Source organism: Paenibacillus sp. NPDC057967 (genome assembly GCF_042887015.1).
Lineage (GTDB): Bacteria > Bacillota > Bacilli > Paenibacillales > Paenibacillaceae > Pristimantibacillus.
On record NZ_JBHVQB010000006.1, the window covers coordinates 84,364 to 103,398 of the forward strand.

Here is a 19,035-nt window from a genome sequence, read left to right on the forward strand (position 1 = left end):
CGTCCGATTCCCAAGGTTGGAGGTCAATATGTCGCATAAAGTGCTAGTAATTGAAGACGAACCGACGCTCGCAAGGCTGTTGTCGTACAACTTGACGCAAGAGGGGTACGAGACGACGGTGATCGACCATGGCGGCGAAGGCTTGCAGACGGCGCTGCAGCGGAGCTTCGATCTTATTATTCTTGATATTATGCTGCCCGGCTTGAACGGATTCGAAGTGCTTAACCGGCTTCGCCAGAATGGCGTGCGTACGCCCGTTATCATTCTTACCGCGCGGAATGCGGAGGAAGAGGTCGTACAAGGGCTGAAGCATGGGGCAGATGATTATATTACGAAGCCGTTCGGCGTAGCAGAGCTGCTTGCGCGCGTATCGGCCGTCCTGAGACGGACACAGCAAGACGACGCCCCGCCGGTGGCGACGAACGAGAAAGTGATTACGGTCGGAGAGCTGTCGATCTACCCGGAGAAATACGAGGTGATCGTAGGCGGAGAGCCGATTCCGCTCAGACCGAAGGAATTCGAGGTGCTGCTCTATCTGGTGCAGCGGCCGGGCATGGTCATTACCCGCGACGACCTGATGAATGTCGTCTGGGGCTTCGATTATATCGGCGGCCAGCGTACGGTTGACGTTCATGTCAGCTCACTAAGGAAGAAGCTGGAGCTGGGACAGCAATCTGTACAGATCGAATCGATACGCGGTGTCGGCTATAAGCTGGTGATGCCGAAAAAGCTCGCAACCCCTAAAGGATAGGGATGCGAGCTTTTTTCATGCCTGCATGTTGATTTAAGGCCGCTGCCACGCAAGCATCTTCCGCTGGAATTGCTTAGGCGAGCAGTCGTTGTATTTCTTGAACATCTTGTAGAAATGCGCCATATTCGGCATGCCAATCTTCTCGCCAACTTCGGAAATGCTGAGATCCTTGGTCAGCAGAATGCGCTCCGCCCACTTTACTTTCCGGTAATTGACGTATTCGGTGAAGGAGAGGCCGATTGTTTTTTTAAAATATTTGACGAAATAGTAATAGCTCATGTTGGCGATCTTGCATACTTCTTCGACCTGAATCCGGTCGGTCAGGTGGTTCTCGACGTAATCGAGCACGGGCTTCAGCCGGATCTTCTCGAAGTTGTCCTGCTCGACGAGCATCTTGCGCGTATCGCCGCGCAGCAGCAGCAGCAGGATCTGCTTGATCAGAATGCTGACGGCAAGCTCGTAGCCGGTGTCCTTGCGCTTGACTTCCTCCAGGATGCCCTCAATGCATGCTGACGTCTGCTTCTTGATCTCCTCATTTTCCCGGAAAATATAATTCGCTTTGCTAAGCGGCGTGTGCGTCTCCGAGAAATACCGCATATAGGGAATGGAGCTATGGTCGAAGAATTGCTCCAGATCGAACTGAAGGACGATATAATCCAGCACTTTGCTGCTTCGGTCGCGATGAAGCTCTGAATCGCCGATAATGACGACTTCTCCCGGCTCCAGATGATAGCTGTCCTCTTCCAGATAGACGTCTAGCTGACCCTCCATAATGAGCAGCAGCTCAAGCTGCTTATGGTAATGCCAATTCGTAAAACCGCCTTCATCTCTGAGCGTTCGGAATATGCGAATGGACAGCAGCGGATTCTCATATACGACTTTTTCGTTGATTGCCTCCATTTGTTGGGCGCCTCCCTCAACGTTCTGATCTGCGAATAATTTGATTAATCACTTCAGAGAATACTAGTCCGATCGCAATAGCGCCGGATATCATGAAGGCTTTCACCGCTAGCTGTACCGCCGTATCGTACTGATCCTCGACGACATGGCGCATTGCGTCATAAGCCAGTCCGCCCGGTACAAGCGGGATAATGCCGGATACGCTGAATAAAATGATCGGGGTTTTGTTCAGCTTGGAGAACCACTGGCTAAGCACCGTCACTAGAAAAGCGGCAATCAGCGTAGCGGGTATCGCATCGAGATTCAGTTCGATTCCGACCACGTAGACGATCCAGCCGGCCATGCCCACTGCGCCGCAATGGGGCAGCAAGCGCATCGGCACATTGAATACGAAGCCGAAGGCGGCCGATGCGATAAAGCTGGTTATAATTTGGGCAACGATGTACATGAGCGCTTAGCTCCCTTGTGCGAGTTCTCATTTAATTAAACGTTAAAACGGTTGCGATGCCGGCCCCGATGGCGAAAGCCGTCAGAAAGGCCTCTGCCCCCTTCGATAACCCTGACACCAGATGTCCGGCCATCAGGTCGCGTACGGCGTTCGTAATATGAAGGCCGGGGACAAGCGGCATGACGGAACCGATGATGATCTTGTCCAGATCTGTTCCGAGGCCGAAGTGGACGACCAGAGATGCTGATGCCCCGATCATAATCGCTGTCAGAAATTCCGCAAAAAATTTGATCGGAACGAAATGATGGATAATCAGAAAAAATAAATATCCAAGGCCGCCGATCATCGCCACCGGCAGGAAGTCCGTCCAGCTGCCCTGGAACATGATCAGGAAGCAGCCGCTCGCGATCGATGCGGCCAGCACCTTGTACACATTCCGGTAAGCATTCGGGGTACGGTCGATATCCTCCAGCAGACGGAAGGCTTCCTCCACGGGAAGGTTGCCGCCGCTGATCCGTCTGGATATGTCGTTCACCATCGATACCTTGAGCAGATTGTTGTTGCGCTCCGAGATGCGATAGAGCCGTGTAACGTGTGAGGCTCCGTCAATCGCGAAGATAAGTCCCGTTGGCGTGACGAAGCTATGCGAGCTTTCGATACCGTACGCGGCCGCGATGCGGACCATCGTATCTTCAACGCGATAGGTTTCTCCTCCATTTTGAAGGATGATTTTGCCTGCAAGCAGACAGGTTTGGGTAATGAGATCGACTTGGGATTTGGGTATCCCCGCATTCAAGCTTTCGTTCTCGATTGGGATCGGATTGTCCGACATCGTATAATCATTCCCTCTAATCGTGTTCGGTGTCCAAGTCGGCTCTTACTTGGAGGTCTGTGTGCGGAATTCCGTCCTGATGCGCTCTAGCAGCTCGGGACTTGACGCTACATCATAAGCGGTGCCTGCCAGCATCTTCGCGCCGAAGATCATGCCGTCCAGCGCACGCTCAGTCATCGCGGCGTCGCGGAACGCTTCCGTATGCAGCAGATATCTCTCATCCACCACTTTCACGTATGGATGAATAGCGGGACAACGCACAGATACATTGCCGAGATCCAGGGAGCCGTTGTCCTTGCCCGACTCGATCTCCTCCGGAGCAAGGCCGGCTTCGATGAGATTCGCATTGAATTGATTAGACAGCGTCTCATTCGTGAGCAGCTCGTCATAAGAGTATTCATAGTTGCTCATCTTAAGCGTCGTTCCCGTTGCCAGCGCCGCCGCTTCGGCAATACGTCTCACTTTGGCTGTCAGTTCATTGGTATAGTCGCGGTTGGCTGACCGCACATAGAACTTGGCTGAAGCGTAATCCGGAATAATGTTAGGCGCTTTGCCGCCATTGTCGATAATGCCATGGATGCGCGCATGGCTCCTTGTCTGCTGGCGAAGCGCATTCACATTGTGGAACAGCGACAGCACGGCGTCCAGGGCATTCACGCCTTCATATGGGCTAGCTGCGGCGTGAGCGGCTACACCTGTATATTCGAACTGGATGGCGTCAAGCGCAAGCGATTCGCCGGAGCGTTCGTAGGAATGATAGGGATGCGCCATCAGGGCTATGTCGCAATCGTCGAACAAACCCGCCTCCGCCATCGGTACTTTAGCGCCTTTCGTTTCTTCTGCTGGTGTTCCGTATACCCGAATCTTGCCACCAAGCTCGTCAATGACGGATTTCAGGCCGACAGCCGCAATCATGCTCATGGAGCAGATCAGATGATGCCCGCAGGCATGGCCAATCTCCGGTAAGGCGTCATACTCGCAAAGAAAAGCGATAGTCGGCCCCTGCTTGCCGGAATCGTATTCCCCGATAAAGGCGGTCGGGATGCCCAGCGTGCCTCGCTCAACCTTGAAGCCTTGCCGCTCCAGCTCCTCGCTTAATAAACCGGAGGCGAATACCTCCTCATGCCCCAGCTCCGGCCGGCTGCCGATCGCACGGGAAATGGCGCGGAACGTATCCGCGTGCTGCTCTATCGTGTCCATTACGGTTTGTTTGGTCGTCATCATGTATTCCTCCATTGTCGCGTCTTTCCTTTAAGCCTATTTCCTCGATACTTAGTTTATCATACTGCCTTAGGATTCGATATGCTCGCAGTTATTTCGGAAAAGTAAGACATTTAACATTGCGTTTACATCTCCATTAAACCGGGATGATGCTAAGGTCCTATAGTGTACCCAGAGAAGATAGGACAGGAGAGTGAATCCATGACAATCGAATTACTGGATCAACGAGCTGAGGGTGCTGGCGCTACTGCGGCAGAAGCCAAGAAAACATCCACCCCTATCCAAAAGACGGAATCCATGAAGGCTCCGAAAGAGGACCGTTCCGCAAAAACATCCCGGGCTGTGTCTGTGCCGGCGGCAATGGCTGAGGTTCGACTGGATGATTTTCTCCAAGAAGCGCCGACGGCTTACGAGGAACACACATGCAGAGAGGTCATGGGCATCTTCAAGCAGCATCCCGCTACGGAATGTGTGGTGATCTGCGGCAGAGACTGGAGTGTAAAAGGGCTTATGATGAGGAACCGCTTTTTCTTGAAGCTTGGGAGCCGGTACAGCGCAGACTTGTATTATGAGAAATCGATTGTCGCCTTGATGGATTCTGCGCCGCTCGTCGTGGAGGCGAGCAGTGGGCCCCAGCATATTATAGATCAGGCGTTAAGCCGCGATGAGAGCGTATTGTATGATTGCGTCATTGTATCGAGAAACGGACGATTTGCCGGTATTTTGACGGTGGGCCATTTGCTCGGCTTGTCCAGAAAGCTGCAGGAGCAGTCGGTCCAAAGCCAGCTTCGGACGATCGAGTCGGTCGAGCGGCGCATGCAGGACATACAAGCTGCCATTCAAAGCGTGCGCCAATCGACGGCACAGGGCGAATCGCTCTCCGCGGATATGGTGGATTTGACGTTAAGCGGCAAGACTGCGCTGGATAGCGTTACCCAAACATTCGGAAGCATGGCGGACGCCTCGCGGCTGCAAGAGGAGAAGATGAAGGAGCTGCAGGCGGAAGCCGGCTCGATCAGCAAAGTCTCAGGGCTAATCAAAGAGCTTGCGGATCAGAGCAATCTGCTGGCACTGAACGCATCTATTGAAGCGGCAAGAGCCGGAGAGCACGGACGGGGATTCGCGGTAGTGGCCGGGGAAGTGATGAATCTGGCCAATCAGACCAAGAAGTCGGCGCTTGACATTACGACGCTGACCAAGACGATCTTGGACGCCATCGGCCATACGGCGAGTCTGGCCCAGGCGGGGCGCAATGAGACGGTAAGCAGCGAGCTGCAAGTAAAGGCGGCGGAGGGCGCGTTCGGTTCTTTGTTCCAGGTTGCGGCGAGAAACCGGGACAGCGCAAAGCAAATCGAATATTTGACGGAACAGGCTTATCGGCAGGCAGAGCAGGCATCGCAGGAGCTTGATCAATTGCGCAAGTCGACATTTAACACTACGTTAACATAAAGGAAACACGCGATTTACATTGCGAAAGTATGATAGAGAGCGAACTAGAATCGCTTTTATACGCATAATGGCTGTTAACGATAAAGCTTGCCAGCATCTGATGTGCCAGCTGCTTCGCAGATGCAGGGGCATCTTGCGAATCGACCGAAGGGGGATTACGGCTTGAAAACATTAATTAACATCAATCGTCTCAACTTATATTATACCCAGTTCCATGCGCTTAAGGATGTCTCGCTTACGATACCGGAGAAGGCGATTACGGCATTCATCGGACCATCCGGCTGCGGGAAGTCTACGCTGCTTCGTACGTTGAACCGGATGAATGACATGATACCGGGCACGCGCATTGAAGGCGAGCTGCTCATCAACGGAGAGAACATCTACTCATCCGAGGTGGAAGTGGAGACGTTGAGAAGAAAGATCGGCATGGTGTTTCAGCAGCCTAATCCGTTCCCGAAATCGATCTATGACAACGTCGCCTACGGGCCGCGACTTCATGGCAAGCACAGCAAGAAGGAACTGGATGAGATTGTGGAGACAAGCTTGAAGTCGGCTGCGCTCTGGAACGAAGTGAAGGACGACTTGAAGCGGTCCGCGCTGGGATTGTCGGGCGGCCAGCAGCAGCGCTTGTGCATTGCTCGAGCCATTGCAGTGAATCCAGACATTCTGCTGATGGATGAAGCAACTTCCGCGCTTGACCCGATCTCGACGCTGAAGATCGAGGAGCTGGCGCAGGAGCTGAAGGACAAATATACGATTGTGATGGTTACGCACAACATGCATCAGGCGGCCAGGGTATCGCATCAAACGGTATTTTTCTTGAATGGCGAGGTCGTGGAATATGCGGAGACGGAGAAGCTGTTCTCGAATCCGACAGATCAGCGCACCGAGGACTACATTACGGGACGGTTCGGCTAAGCAAATAATCATCAATGGACGATTGGGGAGGCAGGCACGATTATGATGACGATGAGAAAAGAATTCGACCAGGGGTTGGAGAAGCTTCATCAACTCATTATCGAGATGGGAAGTTTCGTAGAGAGCGCTCTTGCGGATTCGATGGAAGCGCTGAAGACGATCGACGTAGCTCGCGCGAAGGAAATGATTGCGAATGATCCGACGCTTAATCAAATGGAGGATCAAATTATGGAGATTGGCTCCAAGCTGATCGCCACCCAGCAGCCGGTAGCCAAGGACTTGCGCCGCATTCTGGCTGCATTTCGTATCGCGAGCGACCTTGAGCGCATGGGCGACCTGGCAGTGGATGTTGCCAAAGTCGTGCTCAGACTGGAAGGCCAAGAGCTGATCAAGCCGTTGATCGATCTGCCTCGCATGGCCGAGATCGTACAGCAAATGACATACGAATCGATTCAGTCCTTCGTTCAGGAGAATGTGGATCTCGCTTATAAAATGTCTAAGGACGATGACCAGGTAGATGCGCTGTACGGTCAAATCACACGCGAGCTGTACTCGCTGATGATGGAGAACCCGCGCAACATTACGCAGTCCTCGCTGCTCAGCTTCGTTGGGCGCTACCTGGAGAGATTCGGCGATCATGCGACGAACATCGGAGAAAGCGTCGTCTATCTCGTAACCGGATCGCGACCTGATCTAAATGTATAATCTGTCAATCCGAACTGAATAAAGGTTAGATGATAAGATGGCGGTGCAAGGAATGGATTCCTTCACGGCCATTTTTCAATTGACGCAAATCTCGAAGCCGGATATCCGGCTTTTTTTTATGATAATTCAGGGGAGACGGTATTAATCAGAAAAGGAAGCTATGCGCCGAATGAAGAAAAGGCCCTCGGGGCCGGAATCACCTGTAACAGAGCAGGGGAGAACCGGTCCCAAAGGCATCCGCAGCGTCAACACTGTTACTGGAAGGCTGCCGTGAAATGCGAGGCATACGTATATATGCCTGCCTGGAAGGTCACTTTGTACGTCCCTTGCGGCAGATTATGCAGCACGGCATAGGAGCCGTTATTTTGATGATACAAGATATCGCCGTTAGGCGCTTGAATATACAGGGACCAAGATGCCGGTACATAGGCTTCCGGGAACGGATAGCTTGCGGTTCCTACTGCGCTGACCACGAGTGTGCCGGAACCGGTCACCAGCTCATAGAAGCCATAGGCAGGAGGCGGCAGCGGAATCCGCGCTGCGGATGCACTAAGAACAGGAAGCAGCGCCATTAATAAAGCGGACAAGACCATAATGGATATCGCTTTTTTCCTTAACATGCAAGCACCTCTTTCGAATAGATTGGTTTTGATCGCAGCGTGCGAGAAATCAATTTTTGCATGACGCCTCGCATTATAGAAAACGCTTACACGGAATTTGAAAGCTTAGGGGTTGCTTGGGCGAATAAGACATTTATTCAAAAACATGAATAGCAACGATTCATCGTCATTGGAATACTGCTGAGAAATAGGAGCAGTACGTATGCACATTGCCTGCTTGGAAAGTGATTTTGTACGTTCCATATGGAAGATTGTCCAGCACAACGTAAGAACCTTGATTCTGGCTGTACAGGACATCTCCGTTAGGAGCTTGAACCGTTAACGTCCACCATGCCGGAACACCGACAGCTTCCGGATGCGGATGGCTTGCTTCCCCTATAACGCCGACCACGAGCTTGCCGGAGCCAGTGACGAGTTCATAGAATCCATAGGCAGGCGGCGTCAGCGGGTAACGCGTTCCTGCATTAACCTGAAGCACAGGAAGCAAAGCCATCAATATAGCGGAGAAAATCATAACGGTTATTGCTTTTTTTCTCAATCTCAACATCATTACACAACCCTTCATCTTAAAATGATATGAATCGTATGGGCATGCAAGCCTCTCTAGTACTCGATTCCCCCCTTTATCGAGAAATAAATCGCTTACATAGAACCATTTTAAGAGAATTAGTACAATTTGTAAATATAGGATATGAAAAGAATAAATGTTTCTAATTTCTAAGTTGAGATAGATTGCGAGAGCCATGCAAAATGGCCGATTATGATACAGGCTCCGGTGACAGCAAACGTGTTATGGAGACAATCAGTTCCTGATCCCAGTAGTGACGGGACCAGCTTGCAACCAGTTTCCAGGACGGAACATCGCCCCATAGCGGCAATATGGCGTACCGGCCATCGCGGGGAACCAGACATTCGGGAAGCAGCGTGAGCGACTCGGCATCGGCAAGATGATTGAGGATAAGCTCGACGCTGCCGTAAGAGATGCCGGTATGGAAGTAGTGGTTTTCGCTTTGGCTCCATTGCGCGATGCATTGTTGTACGGAGACGTCAGCCAGTTCAACCGTCTCTGCCTTATCGCTCAGCATGTCCGACGACAAGACGCCGCCCCCGGCCCCAATCAATGGATGCGCGCTTGCGCCGACAAGCTTCAAGGTCGCGCTGCTTATTGCTTGGTGGCGGTAATTGCCGCCATCCCCGTGGATACGATCTTCTCCGCATAAAACAAGATCTACCGTCCCTTGCTCCAGCTTATCGAACAACTCCTCGCGCTCATGCACGGCTACGGAAATGTTGGCGATTCCGCGCAGCGGCTGAAGCTGCCGCAAAGCCGAGGAATAAGCCATATACGCAGCGGCGCTGTTGCTGCAGCCGATGACGAACCGCTTGCGCTTGCTCTCATGCATGACGGACAGACGGGTCATGGCTTCATCATACAACGCTGTAATTTGCAGCGCGTAGTTCAGCAGCATCTTGCCGCTAGGTGTCAGCAGCACTTTGCCGGTACGGGACTCGAACAATTTGACGCCCCATTCCTCCTCCATTTTTTTCATATGAAAGCTGATGGTAGGCTGTTTGAGCTCCAGCGCATTGGCCACAGCGGTGATCTGTTTGTACCGATCTATGTAGACGATTAACTTCATTTTTAACAAACTCATAAGCGGCCTCCAAGATCATTAGTTTTATCAATATTATAATCAAAAACATAGATGGATTCTATAATATTTAATTGTTAATTTTACAAACAGAAAACATTAGGATAATAGCGCGGCTCTACAATAAGTCTTGTAAACAAAACCAAACAGGTAGTGAGAGGGGAAACTAGGAAATGAAGAAGACGGTCATGTTGATTATGGCAATGGTATTGACATTCACACTGGCAGCATGCGGACAAAACACTAACAATGGAGGAAATGCAAGCACGCCTCCAGCGACAAATAACGCAGGCAATGCATCCACTGAGCCATCCACTGAACCTACTCCTGATACCAAATTGGAAGGTTCGATTCTAGCAACAGGCTCCTCGGCTCTTCAGCCTCTGGTAGACCAAGCATCGAAAGCATTCATGGATGCGAACAGCGGCGTAACGATCCAAGTACAAGGCGGCGGCAGCGGCACAGGCCTGACGCAAGTATCCGAAGGCCAAGCGGACATCGGCAACTCTGACGTATACGCAGAAGAGAAGCTTGACGCTGACAAATCTGCAGAGCTGATCGACCACCAAGTTGCAGTCGTTGCAATGGCAGCTGTGGTAAACCCTAAAGTGAACGTCGATACACTGACCAAACAACAACTGATTGACATCTTCACAGGCAAAGTAACGAACTGGAAAGAGCTTGGCGGCGATGACCAAAAAATCGTGATCGTTAACCGTCCAGCAAGCTCCGGCACTCGCGCTACTTTTGAAAAATATGCACTTGGCACAAAAACAGACGACCTGCAAGGCTCCATCCAAGAGGATTCCTCCGGTACTGTTCGTAAAATTATCGGCGAAACACCAGGCGCTATCGGATATCTTGCCCTGTCTTACCTGGATGATTCCATTAAAACAATCGCTTACGAAGGCGTAGCAGCTAACGAAGAGAACGTAGCAAACGGCACGTATCCGGTATGGGCTTACGAGCACATGTACACGAAAGGCGAGCCTAACGCAGTAGTGAAAGCTTTCCTGGACTACATGATGACAGACGAAGTTCAAGACGGCGCAGTCGTTGAGCTTGGCTACATCCCTGCGAAAAACATGCAAGTTGTACGTGATATCGAAGGCAACATCACAAAAAAATAAGATAGATTCCCATCCTAAGCACGAAAGAGGCGGACAACCGATCTGCCTCTTTCAAGCTCTGTAGAGGAGATTCATATGGCCCAGACTACTACCGATAAAAAAATATCAGCCAACAATCATTTTGCAGAAGAATGGGTCGGGCGCATTTATACGACCTTATGCGTACTGGTTCTCGTAACAACGATTGTTGCGATGGTTTACTTTGTAGCTTCCAGAGGTCTCAGCACCTTTTTTAAAAATGATGTAAATGTGCTTGATCTGTTAACCGGGCTGAAATGGAGTCCAGAAGGCGAACCTCCATTGTTCGGGGCTTTGCCGTTCATCTTCGGTTCCTTCAGCACGTCTATGCTTGCCGCACTGATTGCGGCGCCGCTCAGCTTCTGCGCAGCGGTATTCATGATTGAGATTACACCGAAGTTCGGGCGCAAATACTTGCAGCCCGTTATTGAATTGCTTGCGGGCATTCCATCCGTTGTATACGGCTTTATCGGACTTAGCGTAATCGTACCTTTCTTCAGGGACGTATTCCCTGGTCAGGGTGTCGGCATCGCCGCAGGTGCTCTAGTCCTGTCCATAATGATTCTACCAACGATGACTACAGTTGCTACGGATGCCCTTGCGTCGCTGCCTTCAGGCCTTAAGGAAGGTTCGTACGCGCTTGGCGCTACCCGTTGGCAAACGATATATCGGGTTGTGCTGCCGACAACACTGCCATCGCTGATGACTGGTGTCGTGCTTGGCTTGGCCAGAGCGTTCGGCGAGGCGCTCGCCGTTCAGATGGTTATCGGCAACGCGCCGTTCATCCCGCGCGGACTGTTCGAATCCGCTTCGACGCTAACGAGCGCTATTACGCTCAGCATGGGCAATACGGTCAGCGGTTCGGCGCATAACAATGCCCTTTGGTCCTTGGCGCTCATCTTGATGGTCATGACCTTCGTCTTCGTCTTTATCGTACGCTGGCTGGAAAAGAGGTCGAAATTATGATGAAACCCAAAACAGTAGACAAGATCGCCACAGCCGTCATTATCGGCGTTGCGGGATTGATCGTGCTTGTACTTGCCGGCTTGCTCGGCTTTATCATGGTGCGCGGCCTCGGGCATCTCAGCTTTGACTTTCTTACGTCGCCTCCGGAGTCGATCCGTGCAGGCGGGGGCATCGGTCCCCAATTGTTCAACTCGCTGTTCCTGCTTGTACTAACCATGATTATTACGGTACCGCTTGGTATCGGAGCAGGCATCTACATGAGCGAATATGCCAAAGCGAACAAAATTACGGACTTTATCCGGCTCGTCGTGGAAGTATTGTCTTCCTTCCCTTCGATCGTTGTTGGTTTGTTCGGTCTTCTTATGCTCGTTAATTACTTCGGACTCGGCTTCTCGCTAATGGCAGGCGCCCTAGCGCTAACGATCTTCAACCTGCCGCTGATGGTGCGGATTACGGAGCAGGGCCTGAAGAGCGTACCGCGCGAGCAGAAGGAAGCGGCGCTGGCGCTTGGCCTCACCAAGTGGAAGACGATTACGTCGATCATGCTGCCGATCGCGCTGCCGATTATCGTATCCGGTACGATCCTGGCAGCTGGCCGCGTATTCGGCGAAGCGGCTGCGCTGCTCTTCACGGCAGGCATGAGCTCGCCGCGGCTTGACTTCTCGGATTGGAACCCGCTTAGCCCGGTGTCTCCGCTGAATCCGTTCCGTCCTGCCGAGACGCTGGCCGTTCATATCTGGAAGATCAATTCCGAAGGTCTTGCTCCCGATGCGACGGAGATCGCTGCAGGCGCATCCGCCGTGCTTGTCATTACCGTGCTTCTGTTCAACCTTCTGGCAAGGTGGCTTGGCCGATTCATGTACCGCAAGTTTACCGCTATGAAATAGGAGGCACCGCATATGACTGAAAAAGGGATATCCGTCAAGGATTTGAGCGTATATTACGGCGACAATAAAGCCGTTAAGAATGTCACGATAGATTTCAACAACAAAGACGTCACGGCGCTGATTGGACCGTCGGGCTGCGGGAAGTCGACCTTCCTTCGCACGCTGAACCGGATGAACGATCTGATTCCGAACGCACGGATGACGGGCGAGATTTGGATTGGCGATGAGGATATCAACCATCCGAAGACGGATGTCGTCTTGCTTCGCCGCCGGATCGGCATGGTCTGGCAGCGCCCCAATCCGTTCCACAAGTCAATCTATGAGAATATCGCCTTCGGTCCGCGTTATCACGGCTTGAAGAACAAGAGCCAGCTGGACGATCTCGTGGAGGAGTCGCTGCGCAAGGCAGCTTTGTGGGAGGAAACGAAGGACAGACTGCATACTTCCGCGCTGAAGCTGTCGGGCGGACAGCAGCAGCGTCTGTGCATCGCGCGTTCCATCGCGGTGAAGCCCGATATTATTCTGATGGATGAGCCGGCATCGGCGCTCGACCCGGTATCGACTTCCAAGGTGGAGGAGCTGATCTCCGAGCTTAAGCAGGACTATTGCATCGTTATCGTCACGCATAATATGCATCAAGCGGCGCGCGTATCCTCCAAGACCGCCTTCTTCCTCTCAGGCGAGCTGGTGGAGTACGACAATACGGAGACGATGTTCACCAATCCGGTGAAAAAGGAAACAAGCGACTACATCTCGGGACGATTCGGTTAAGCAAGACGGTAATGGGCCATTTATTCAAGACAATTTCCAGCCAGCGGCAAGCGGGCGGGAGGTTGTCTTTTTTTAGGATTCGCAACAGATGTTGGACCAATGTCTAGGAGAAAAGTCGCGGTTTTTTGCGCAATTTTACGCGGCTCTAACAATTGTATAGATCAATGTTCACAATTATTCGTTATGGTTGGGGTAAGGATTCATTACGATTCATCATTTCTGGCATCGAGGGGATTCGCATGGGCGAGATCGGCTTGGGATTGCTGCATCAAGGAATGATACAGTCCATTCGGAAGCAATGGGCCGCGGGCTGCGGCGTAGCTGTCCTTTATTTGCAGGGGAGTCATGGGTATGATGGGGATTTGCGCGCCATTATGGGCAACGGGCAAGGCGGGGAGAAGCGGGTGTTCTGGAAGCAGCAGCTGGAGCATGATTATTATTACATGCTGCGTATTCCTCCTGATGAGGAATGGAGTCCGCATATAGCGAGGCAATGGACAAGCTCGCTGCGCGAGCGGTTATCTGCTGAAGCGGGGATGCGCGGAGGCGGCGCAGCAGTCGCCGCTTCTGTCGAAATACGGATCGGACTGTGTGTGGCGACGCCTGCACCAGAGGCGATGACGGAGGCATCCGTCTTCCGCGCCATGCAGGTGGCGAGAGAGCGATCTGCCGCTGAGTCTGGTGAAGGGCTGGGCATGGATGTTCAGACCCGTTCGGACTCTGGGAGAGCTGAACGGGAAGGAGCTGCTTCTCTTGCGCGTCCCGGCGCACAGATTATCGGGACGCTGGCGGCCCCTATTGCAGCTATTGCGTTTTATGAGCATGTATCCGAGGCTTCCCATGTATTTGATACTGACGCACATGTACCGGGTATCGTCGTGGTACGAGATGGAGAGCCGGTAGGACTGCTGATGAGAGAGAAATTGCATCAGATGCTGGCAGGCCAGTATGGACTTCCCTTGTACTGGAACCGGTCTGTCGAACGCATTATGGACAATAAGCCGCTTATTGTGGATGAAGGGATGCCGGTGGAGCGGGTGTCCCAGCTTGCCATGGAGCGGAGCGACTTCCGGCTGTATGATGTCGTCATCATTACGATGAATGGCAAATTGAAGGGAGCCGCTTCCGTCAGGGCGATTCTGGAATGTATGACGGCTCTTCGGACCGAAGAGGCAAGGTCGGCTAACCCGCTTACGGGATTGCCGGGCAATAGCGGCATCCAGTCCGAGCTTGCCAGCCGGATTAGCGGGAAGAAGCCTTTTGCCATGGTATATGGGGATATGGATTTTTTTAAATGGTTCAACGATTGCTTCGGATTCGGGCTGGGAGATGAGCTAATCCGCTACTTGGCTGACTTAATGCGGAGCGTGTTCCGCACCATGGGCGGTTCAGACGTATTCATCGGACATATTGGCGGCGACGATTTTATTGCTCTATGTGATCCGGCCCTGGCCGAGAAGGCTTGCCGCGAGCTAATCGGCTTGTTCGATCAAGGCGTCCGCCAGTTTTATGGCGGTGAAGAAGTGACTGCAATTACGGACCGCAGCGGCCATATAATCGAGCAAGCGGGTGTATCGCTATCGCTGTCGGTACTCATATGGGATGGGCAGGCACAAGTGAGCCCGGCCATGATCTCGAAGCAAGCTGCAAGGCTGAAAAAAAGCGCCAAGTCGATGAAAGGCAGTATATGTATGATCGAGCATCTAACGTAAACAGCAGCATAGAGAGGATACGAATCGACGGTGAACATACAGCAGAATGAGACTGGAGCAACAAGAGGCTCGTCTATTCCAGAAGGCTCCGAATATGCGGGCGTGATCTATCTGTCGTGGCAACGATCGGGTGATGGGTTGTACCAAGATAAGGTTGCCCGCCTAAGAGAGCAATGGAGAACGGTTGCGGAGCAAGAGATGCCGTCCGTATTGCGTGATGTGGCGCTAAAGGTGGAATGGTGCTGGCAAAATGATGATTTATTCCTGCGAGCATGGCTTCAAGGCATGGAGCGGTTATGGTGGGAGAGCCTGCTGGAGCAGACTGCCCACGCATCCGTCTGTAAGCTGGAACCATTGATGAGCGCGGAGTATGGCGGAACCAGCCAGCTGAATATCGGTGTCGCTGTACTGGAATATCGCGGCGCCCAAGGCGATGGAGGATCGATCTGGTACGAAGCGGCCAAGCGTGCGATTCTGCACGGGCAGCAAGAGGGCGATATGAAGCGGCATGCAAGGCGCAGAGCCTTGCGAAGCATAATGTCGGAGAAGGCGATCTATCCCGTGTATCAGCCGATTGTCTCGCTTGCCGAGGGGGCGGACATCTTCGGCTATGAGGCCTTGACCCGGCTTCACGACAATAGTGTGTTCCGCGGACCGATGGAGCTGTTCCGCTTTGCCGGGGAGGAAGGAGCGGTCTATTCGCTGGACCGGATCGCGAGGGAGCGTGCGATAGACGGCTGCCTGAAGCTTGCGCCTAATCAGAAGCTGTTTATTAATGTCATGGCGCAAATTATGGAGGATCCTTCCTTCTCGCCGGGACGGACACTCAGCTTCCTGGAGCGTCAGCATCTGCAGCCGAATCAGGTCGTATTCGAGATAACAGAACGAAGCTCGATTGAAGATTATCCCGCTGTGAAGAAGGCGCTGCAGCATTACCGCAATCAGGGCTATCAAATCGCCATTGACGATGTGGGAGCGGGTTATTCCTCCTTGCAGTCGATTGTAGAGCTGCGGCCCGATTACTTGAAAGTGGACCGGTCCATCATCCATCACATCCACCAGGATGACGTGAAGGCCCATATTCTACATACGTTACAGGAGGTAGGCGCGAAGCTCGGCGTGCCGCTTATTGCTGAAGGCATTGAACAGGAGGAAGAGCTTGCAGCTTTGGCACGAATGGGCATTCCTTACGCGCAAGGCTATCATCTGGGCAGGCCAGGCCCTTTTCCGGCCTAAAAGAAGGGCTTTTTCCAGGCAAGTCAGGTCGACGATGCTTGGGAAGAGCCCATTTTGTGGTATGATAGGGAATAGGATATTTAGCTTTGATGAAACGGGGTGCTTCTTCTTTATATGGATAAATGGATGTTGATTGACGGGAATAGTATTGCATACCGCGCGTTCTTTGCCATGCCGCCGCTAACCAATTCGGCTGGCCAGCATACGAACGCGATTTTTGGCTTTACGACGATGCTGCTGAAGCTGCTGGAAGAACATAAGCCGACGCATGTGCTGGTCGCATTCGACGCAGGCAAGGTGACGTTCCGTCATGAAGGCTATAGCGAATACAAAGGCGGCCGTCAGAAGACGCCGTCTGAGCTGTCGGAGCAATTCCCGGTATTGAAGGACTTGATCACTGCCTTCGGGATTGCACAGTTCGAGCTGAACGGCTATGAGGCCGACGACATTATTGGCACGCTGACGAAGCAAGCGGATGAGAACGGCGTGAAGACGATCGTTGTGACTGGCGACAAAGATATGCTGCAGCTGTCCTCGGACGGCGTTACCGTTGCTGTGACGCGCAAGGGCGTCAGCGAGGTGGAGCTGTATACGCCGGAGTCGATTCAAGAGAAATACGGTCTCGTGCCGCTCCAGATTATCGATCTGAAGGGGCTAATGGGCGATACGTCCGACAATATTCCCGGCGTACCGGGCGTAGGCGAGAAGACGGCGCTTAAGCTCCTGCATGAATATGCCTCGGTAGAGAATGTGCTCGGCAATCTGGACAAGCTTAAAGGCAAGCTGAAGGAGAACCTGGAGAATCACCAGGACGATGCCATTATGAGCAAAAAACTGGCGACGATCTTCCGCGAGGTGCCGCTGGAGCGGGGCACAGAGGAGCTGCGCTGGAATGGCTACGAAAACGAGAAGCTTGGCGAAGCGTTCCGCAAGCTGGAATTCAAGTCGCTGATTGAGAAGCTGTCGCTAAGCTCGGATAGCGGAGCGACAGAGTCCGAGGCCAAGGCGGCAATTGCGGAGCTGAACATTACCGTTGTGGCGGAGGGCGATTCCGGTGAGCTGGAGCGGCTGACGAAGGTGCTGCTGGCGTCGGACAAGCATGGCCTCTATATCGAAGCGATTGGCGAGAATCCGCATCACGCAAACCTGCTCGGCTTAGCGGTTGCAACGGAGGATGAAGTGTTTGTCCTGTCAATGGAGACGGTCAAAGGTTCGGGAGCAGACGGCTTCCGCGAATGGCTGGCGGACGAAGGCAAGCCGAAGTATGGCTTCGACACGCATAAGGCGGAGCTGGCGCTGCGCTGGAGCGGCCTTGCGCTTGGCGGCGCGGCATTCGACGTCCAGCTCGCCGCGTACCTGCTCGATCCGACGGATAGCGCGCTGTCTCTAAGCGCAATCCATGACCGCCAAGGACTGAGCGGCGTGCCGTCTGACGAATCCGTCTATGGCAAAGGCGCCAAGTTCAAGGTACCTGACGCTGAGACGCTTCACCGCCATCTGGCGCTGAAGGCGGATGCGGTCAGAAGGCTGGTGCCGATTATGACGGATGAGCTGAAGAACAGAGGCATGAGCAAGCTGTACTTTGATCTGGAGCATCCGCTCTCCCGCGTGCTTGCCGGCATGGAGCATCAAGGCATCAAGGTTGAGAAGGGTGTGCTGGAGGAGCTGGGCAAGGATCTGGAGTCGCAGCTATCCCGTATCATGGGCGAAATCTACACGCTGGCGGGTACGGAGTTCAATATCAACTCGCCAAAGCAGTTGGGCGAGATTCTGTTCGAGAAGCTGGGTCTGCCGGCGAAAAAGAAAACGAAAACGGGCTACTCGACCGACGCGGAAGTATTGGAGGAGCTTGCTCCGTACCATGACATCATTCCGCTGATCCTGCATTTCCGCCAGCTCTCGAAGCTGCAATCCACATACGTGGAAGGCTTGCTGAAGGAGGTTCGCGAGGAAACGGGCAAGGTGCATACGTATTACCGCCAGACGATCGCGGCGACTGGGCGCCTGAGCAGCCAGTTCCCTAACCTGCAGAACATTCCGATCAGGCTGGAGGAAGGCCGTCAAATCCGCAAGGCGTTCGTGCCGTCCGAGCCGGGCTGGACGATTCTGGCAGCCGACTATTCGCAGATCGAGCTGCGTGTACTCGCTCATATCTCCGATGACGAGAACCTGAAGGAAGCGTTCATCCATGATATGGACATTCATACGAAGACAGCGATGGATGTGTTCGGCGTAACGGCGGAACAAGTGGACAGTAATATGCGCCGCTCCGCCAAAGCCGTCAACTTCGGCATCGTATACGGCATCAGCGACTTCGGCTTGTCTCAGAATCTGGGCATTACGCGCAAGGATGCAGCTCAGTTTATCGAGCAGTATTTCAGCGTATTCAAGGGTGTCCGCGATTATATGGACAATATCAAAGCCCAGGCGAAGCGCGACGGCTATGTGACGACGTTGCTGGACCGCCGCCGCTACTTGCCGGAGATCAAGGCTTCTAATTTCAATCTTCGTTCGTTCGCTGAGCGGACGGCGATGAATACACCAATCCAAGGTACCGCCGCCGATATTATCAAGCTAGCGATGGTGCAAATGGATGAAGCGCTGCGCGAGCGCGGCCTGAAGAGCCGCATGCTGCTTCAAGTACATGACGAATTGGTATTCGAGGTACCGCCGGATGAGCTGGAGCTGATGAAGACGCTGCTGCCTGAAGTGATGTCGAATGCGCTTGAACTGGTCGTGCCGCTGAAGGCGGACGTCAGCTTCGGAGATAATTGGTACGAGGCGAAGTAGGGCTGATATAAGGCGAATGAGGCCTGAAT

The 19,035-nt window shown here is 53.0% G+C and carries 18 protein-coding genes; 11 read left to right on the forward strand and 7 right to left on the reverse strand.

Annotation, left to right across the window (positions count from 1 at the left end; genetic code table 11):
• Positions 1-28: 28 nt before the first annotated feature.
• Complete coding sequence (locus tag ACFVSO_RS16620; RefSeq protein WP_387475490.1) at positions 29-751, forward strand: response regulator transcription factor; 723 nt, start codon at positions 29-31, stop codon at positions 749-751.
• A gap of 33 nt (positions 752-784) precedes the next feature.
• Here ACFVSO_RS16620 and ACFVSO_RS16625 read toward each other — a convergent pair whose 3' ends face one another.
• The 4 genes from ACFVSO_RS16625 to ACFVSO_RS16640 are packed head-to-tail and all read right to left on the reverse strand — an operon-like array spanning position 785 to position 4,152.
• A complete protein-coding gene (locus tag ACFVSO_RS16625; RefSeq protein ID WP_387475492.1) occupies positions 785-1,651 on the reverse strand; it encodes an AraC family transcriptional regulator in 867 nt (288 codons plus the stop codon).
• Between the two features lie 16 nt (positions 1,652-1,667).
• Complete coding sequence (locus ACFVSO_RS16630) at positions 1,668-2,099, reverse strand: threonine/serine exporter family protein (RefSeq protein WP_387475494.1); 432 nt, start codon at positions 2,097-2,099, stop codon at positions 1,668-1,670.
• Between the two features lie 31 nt (positions 2,100-2,130).
• The gene (locus tag ACFVSO_RS16635) at positions 2,131-2,931 is read right to left on the reverse strand and encodes a threonine/serine exporter family protein (RefSeq protein WP_387475496.1); all 801 of its coding nucleotides are present in this window, start codon (positions 2,929-2,931) and stop codon (positions 2,131-2,133) included.
• Between the two features lie 45 nt (positions 2,932-2,976).
• Positions 2,977-4,152, reverse strand: a complete 1,176-nt coding sequence (locus tag ACFVSO_RS16640; RefSeq protein WP_387476211.1) for a M20 family metallopeptidase — start codon at positions 4,150-4,152, stop codon at positions 2,977-2,979.
• 201 nt (positions 4,153-4,353) lie between these two features.
• Between ACFVSO_RS16640 and ACFVSO_RS16645 the strand changes: the two genes are divergently transcribed.
• The 3 genes from ACFVSO_RS16645 (at position 4,354) to phoU (ending at position 7,224) form a co-directional block, all read left to right on the forward strand.
• Positions 4,354-5,601 carry a methyl-accepting chemotaxis protein gene (locus tag ACFVSO_RS16645; protein WP_387475498.1) on the forward strand — a complete coding sequence of 416 codons (1,248 nt, stop codon included), beginning with the start codon at positions 4,354-4,356 and terminating at the stop codon, positions 5,599-5,601.
• A gap of 120 nt (positions 5,602-5,721) precedes the next feature.
• Positions 5,722-6,519, forward strand: a complete 798-nt coding sequence (pstB, locus tag ACFVSO_RS16650; RefSeq protein WP_387476213.1) for a phosphate ABC transporter ATP-binding protein PstB — start codon at positions 5,722-5,724, stop codon at positions 6,517-6,519.
• A gap of 45 nt (positions 6,520-6,564) precedes the next feature.
• On the forward strand, positions 6,565-7,224 hold the full coding sequence (gene phoU / locus ACFVSO_RS16655; RefSeq protein WP_119802681.1) for a phosphate signaling complex protein PhoU: 660 nt from the start codon (positions 6,565-6,567) through the stop codon (positions 7,222-7,224).
• Between the two features lie 254 nt (positions 7,225-7,478).
• Here the strand turns inward: phoU and ACFVSO_RS16660 are convergent, their stop codons facing one another.
• The 3 genes from ACFVSO_RS16660 to ACFVSO_RS16670 all read right to left on the reverse strand — a co-directional run bounded on the left by ACFVSO_RS16660 (position 7,479) and on the right by ACFVSO_RS16670 (position 9,499).
• A complete protein-coding gene (locus ACFVSO_RS16660; RefSeq protein ID WP_387475500.1) occupies positions 7,479-7,844 on the reverse strand; it encodes a hypothetical protein in 366 nt (121 codons plus the stop codon).
• Positions 7,845-8,010: 166 nt separating this feature from the next.
• The gene (locus ACFVSO_RS16665) at positions 8,011-8,394 is read right to left on the reverse strand and encodes a hypothetical protein (protein WP_387475502.1); all 384 of its coding nucleotides are present in this window, start codon (positions 8,392-8,394) and stop codon (positions 8,011-8,013) included.
• Between the two features lie 208 nt (positions 8,395-8,602).
• Positions 8,603-9,499, reverse strand: a complete 897-nt coding sequence (locus ACFVSO_RS16670; protein ID WP_387475504.1) for a LysR family transcriptional regulator — start codon at positions 9,497-9,499, stop codon at positions 8,603-8,605.
• A 170-nt stretch (positions 9,500-9,669) separates the two neighbouring features.
• Between ACFVSO_RS16670 and ACFVSO_RS16675 the strand changes: the two genes are divergently transcribed.
• From ACFVSO_RS16675 to polA, 7 genes are all read left to right on the forward strand, one after another.
• Positions 9,670-10,626, forward strand: a complete 957-nt coding sequence (locus ACFVSO_RS16675; RefSeq protein ID WP_387475506.1) for a phosphate ABC transporter substrate-binding protein — start codon at positions 9,670-9,672, stop codon at positions 10,624-10,626.
• A 75-nt stretch (positions 10,627-10,701) separates the two neighbouring features.
• A complete protein-coding gene (gene pstC / locus ACFVSO_RS16680) occupies positions 10,702-11,610 on the forward strand; it encodes a phosphate ABC transporter permease subunit PstC (RefSeq protein WP_387475508.1) in 909 nt (302 codons plus the stop codon).
• Positions 11,610-12,497, forward strand: coding sequence for a phosphate ABC transporter permease PstA (pstA, locus tag ACFVSO_RS16685; protein ID WP_387476216.1), 888 nt, complete (start codon positions 11,610-11,612; stop codon positions 12,495-12,497). Before pstC ends, pstA begins: the two co-directional genes overlap by 1 nt.
• Before the next feature lie 12 nt (positions 12,498-12,509).
• A complete protein-coding gene (gene pstB / locus ACFVSO_RS16690; protein WP_387475510.1) occupies positions 12,510-13,268 on the forward strand; it encodes a phosphate ABC transporter ATP-binding protein PstB in 759 nt (252 codons plus the stop codon).
• A gap of 239 nt (positions 13,269-13,507) precedes the next feature.
• Positions 13,508-14,980 carry a GGDEF domain-containing protein gene (locus tag ACFVSO_RS16695; protein ID WP_387475512.1) on the forward strand — a complete coding sequence of 491 codons (1,473 nt, stop codon included), beginning with the start codon at positions 13,508-13,510 and terminating at the stop codon, positions 14,978-14,980.
• Between the two features lie 30 nt (positions 14,981-15,010).
• A complete protein-coding gene (locus ACFVSO_RS16700) occupies positions 15,011-16,216 on the forward strand; it encodes an EAL domain-containing protein (protein WP_387475514.1) in 1,206 nt (401 codons plus the stop codon).
• Between the two features lie 114 nt (positions 16,217-16,330).
• Positions 16,331-19,006, forward strand: a complete 2,676-nt coding sequence (gene polA / locus ACFVSO_RS16705) for a DNA polymerase I (protein ID WP_387475516.1) — start codon at positions 16,331-16,333, stop codon at positions 19,004-19,006.
• The last annotated feature ends 29 nt before the right edge of the window (positions 19,007-19,035 follow it).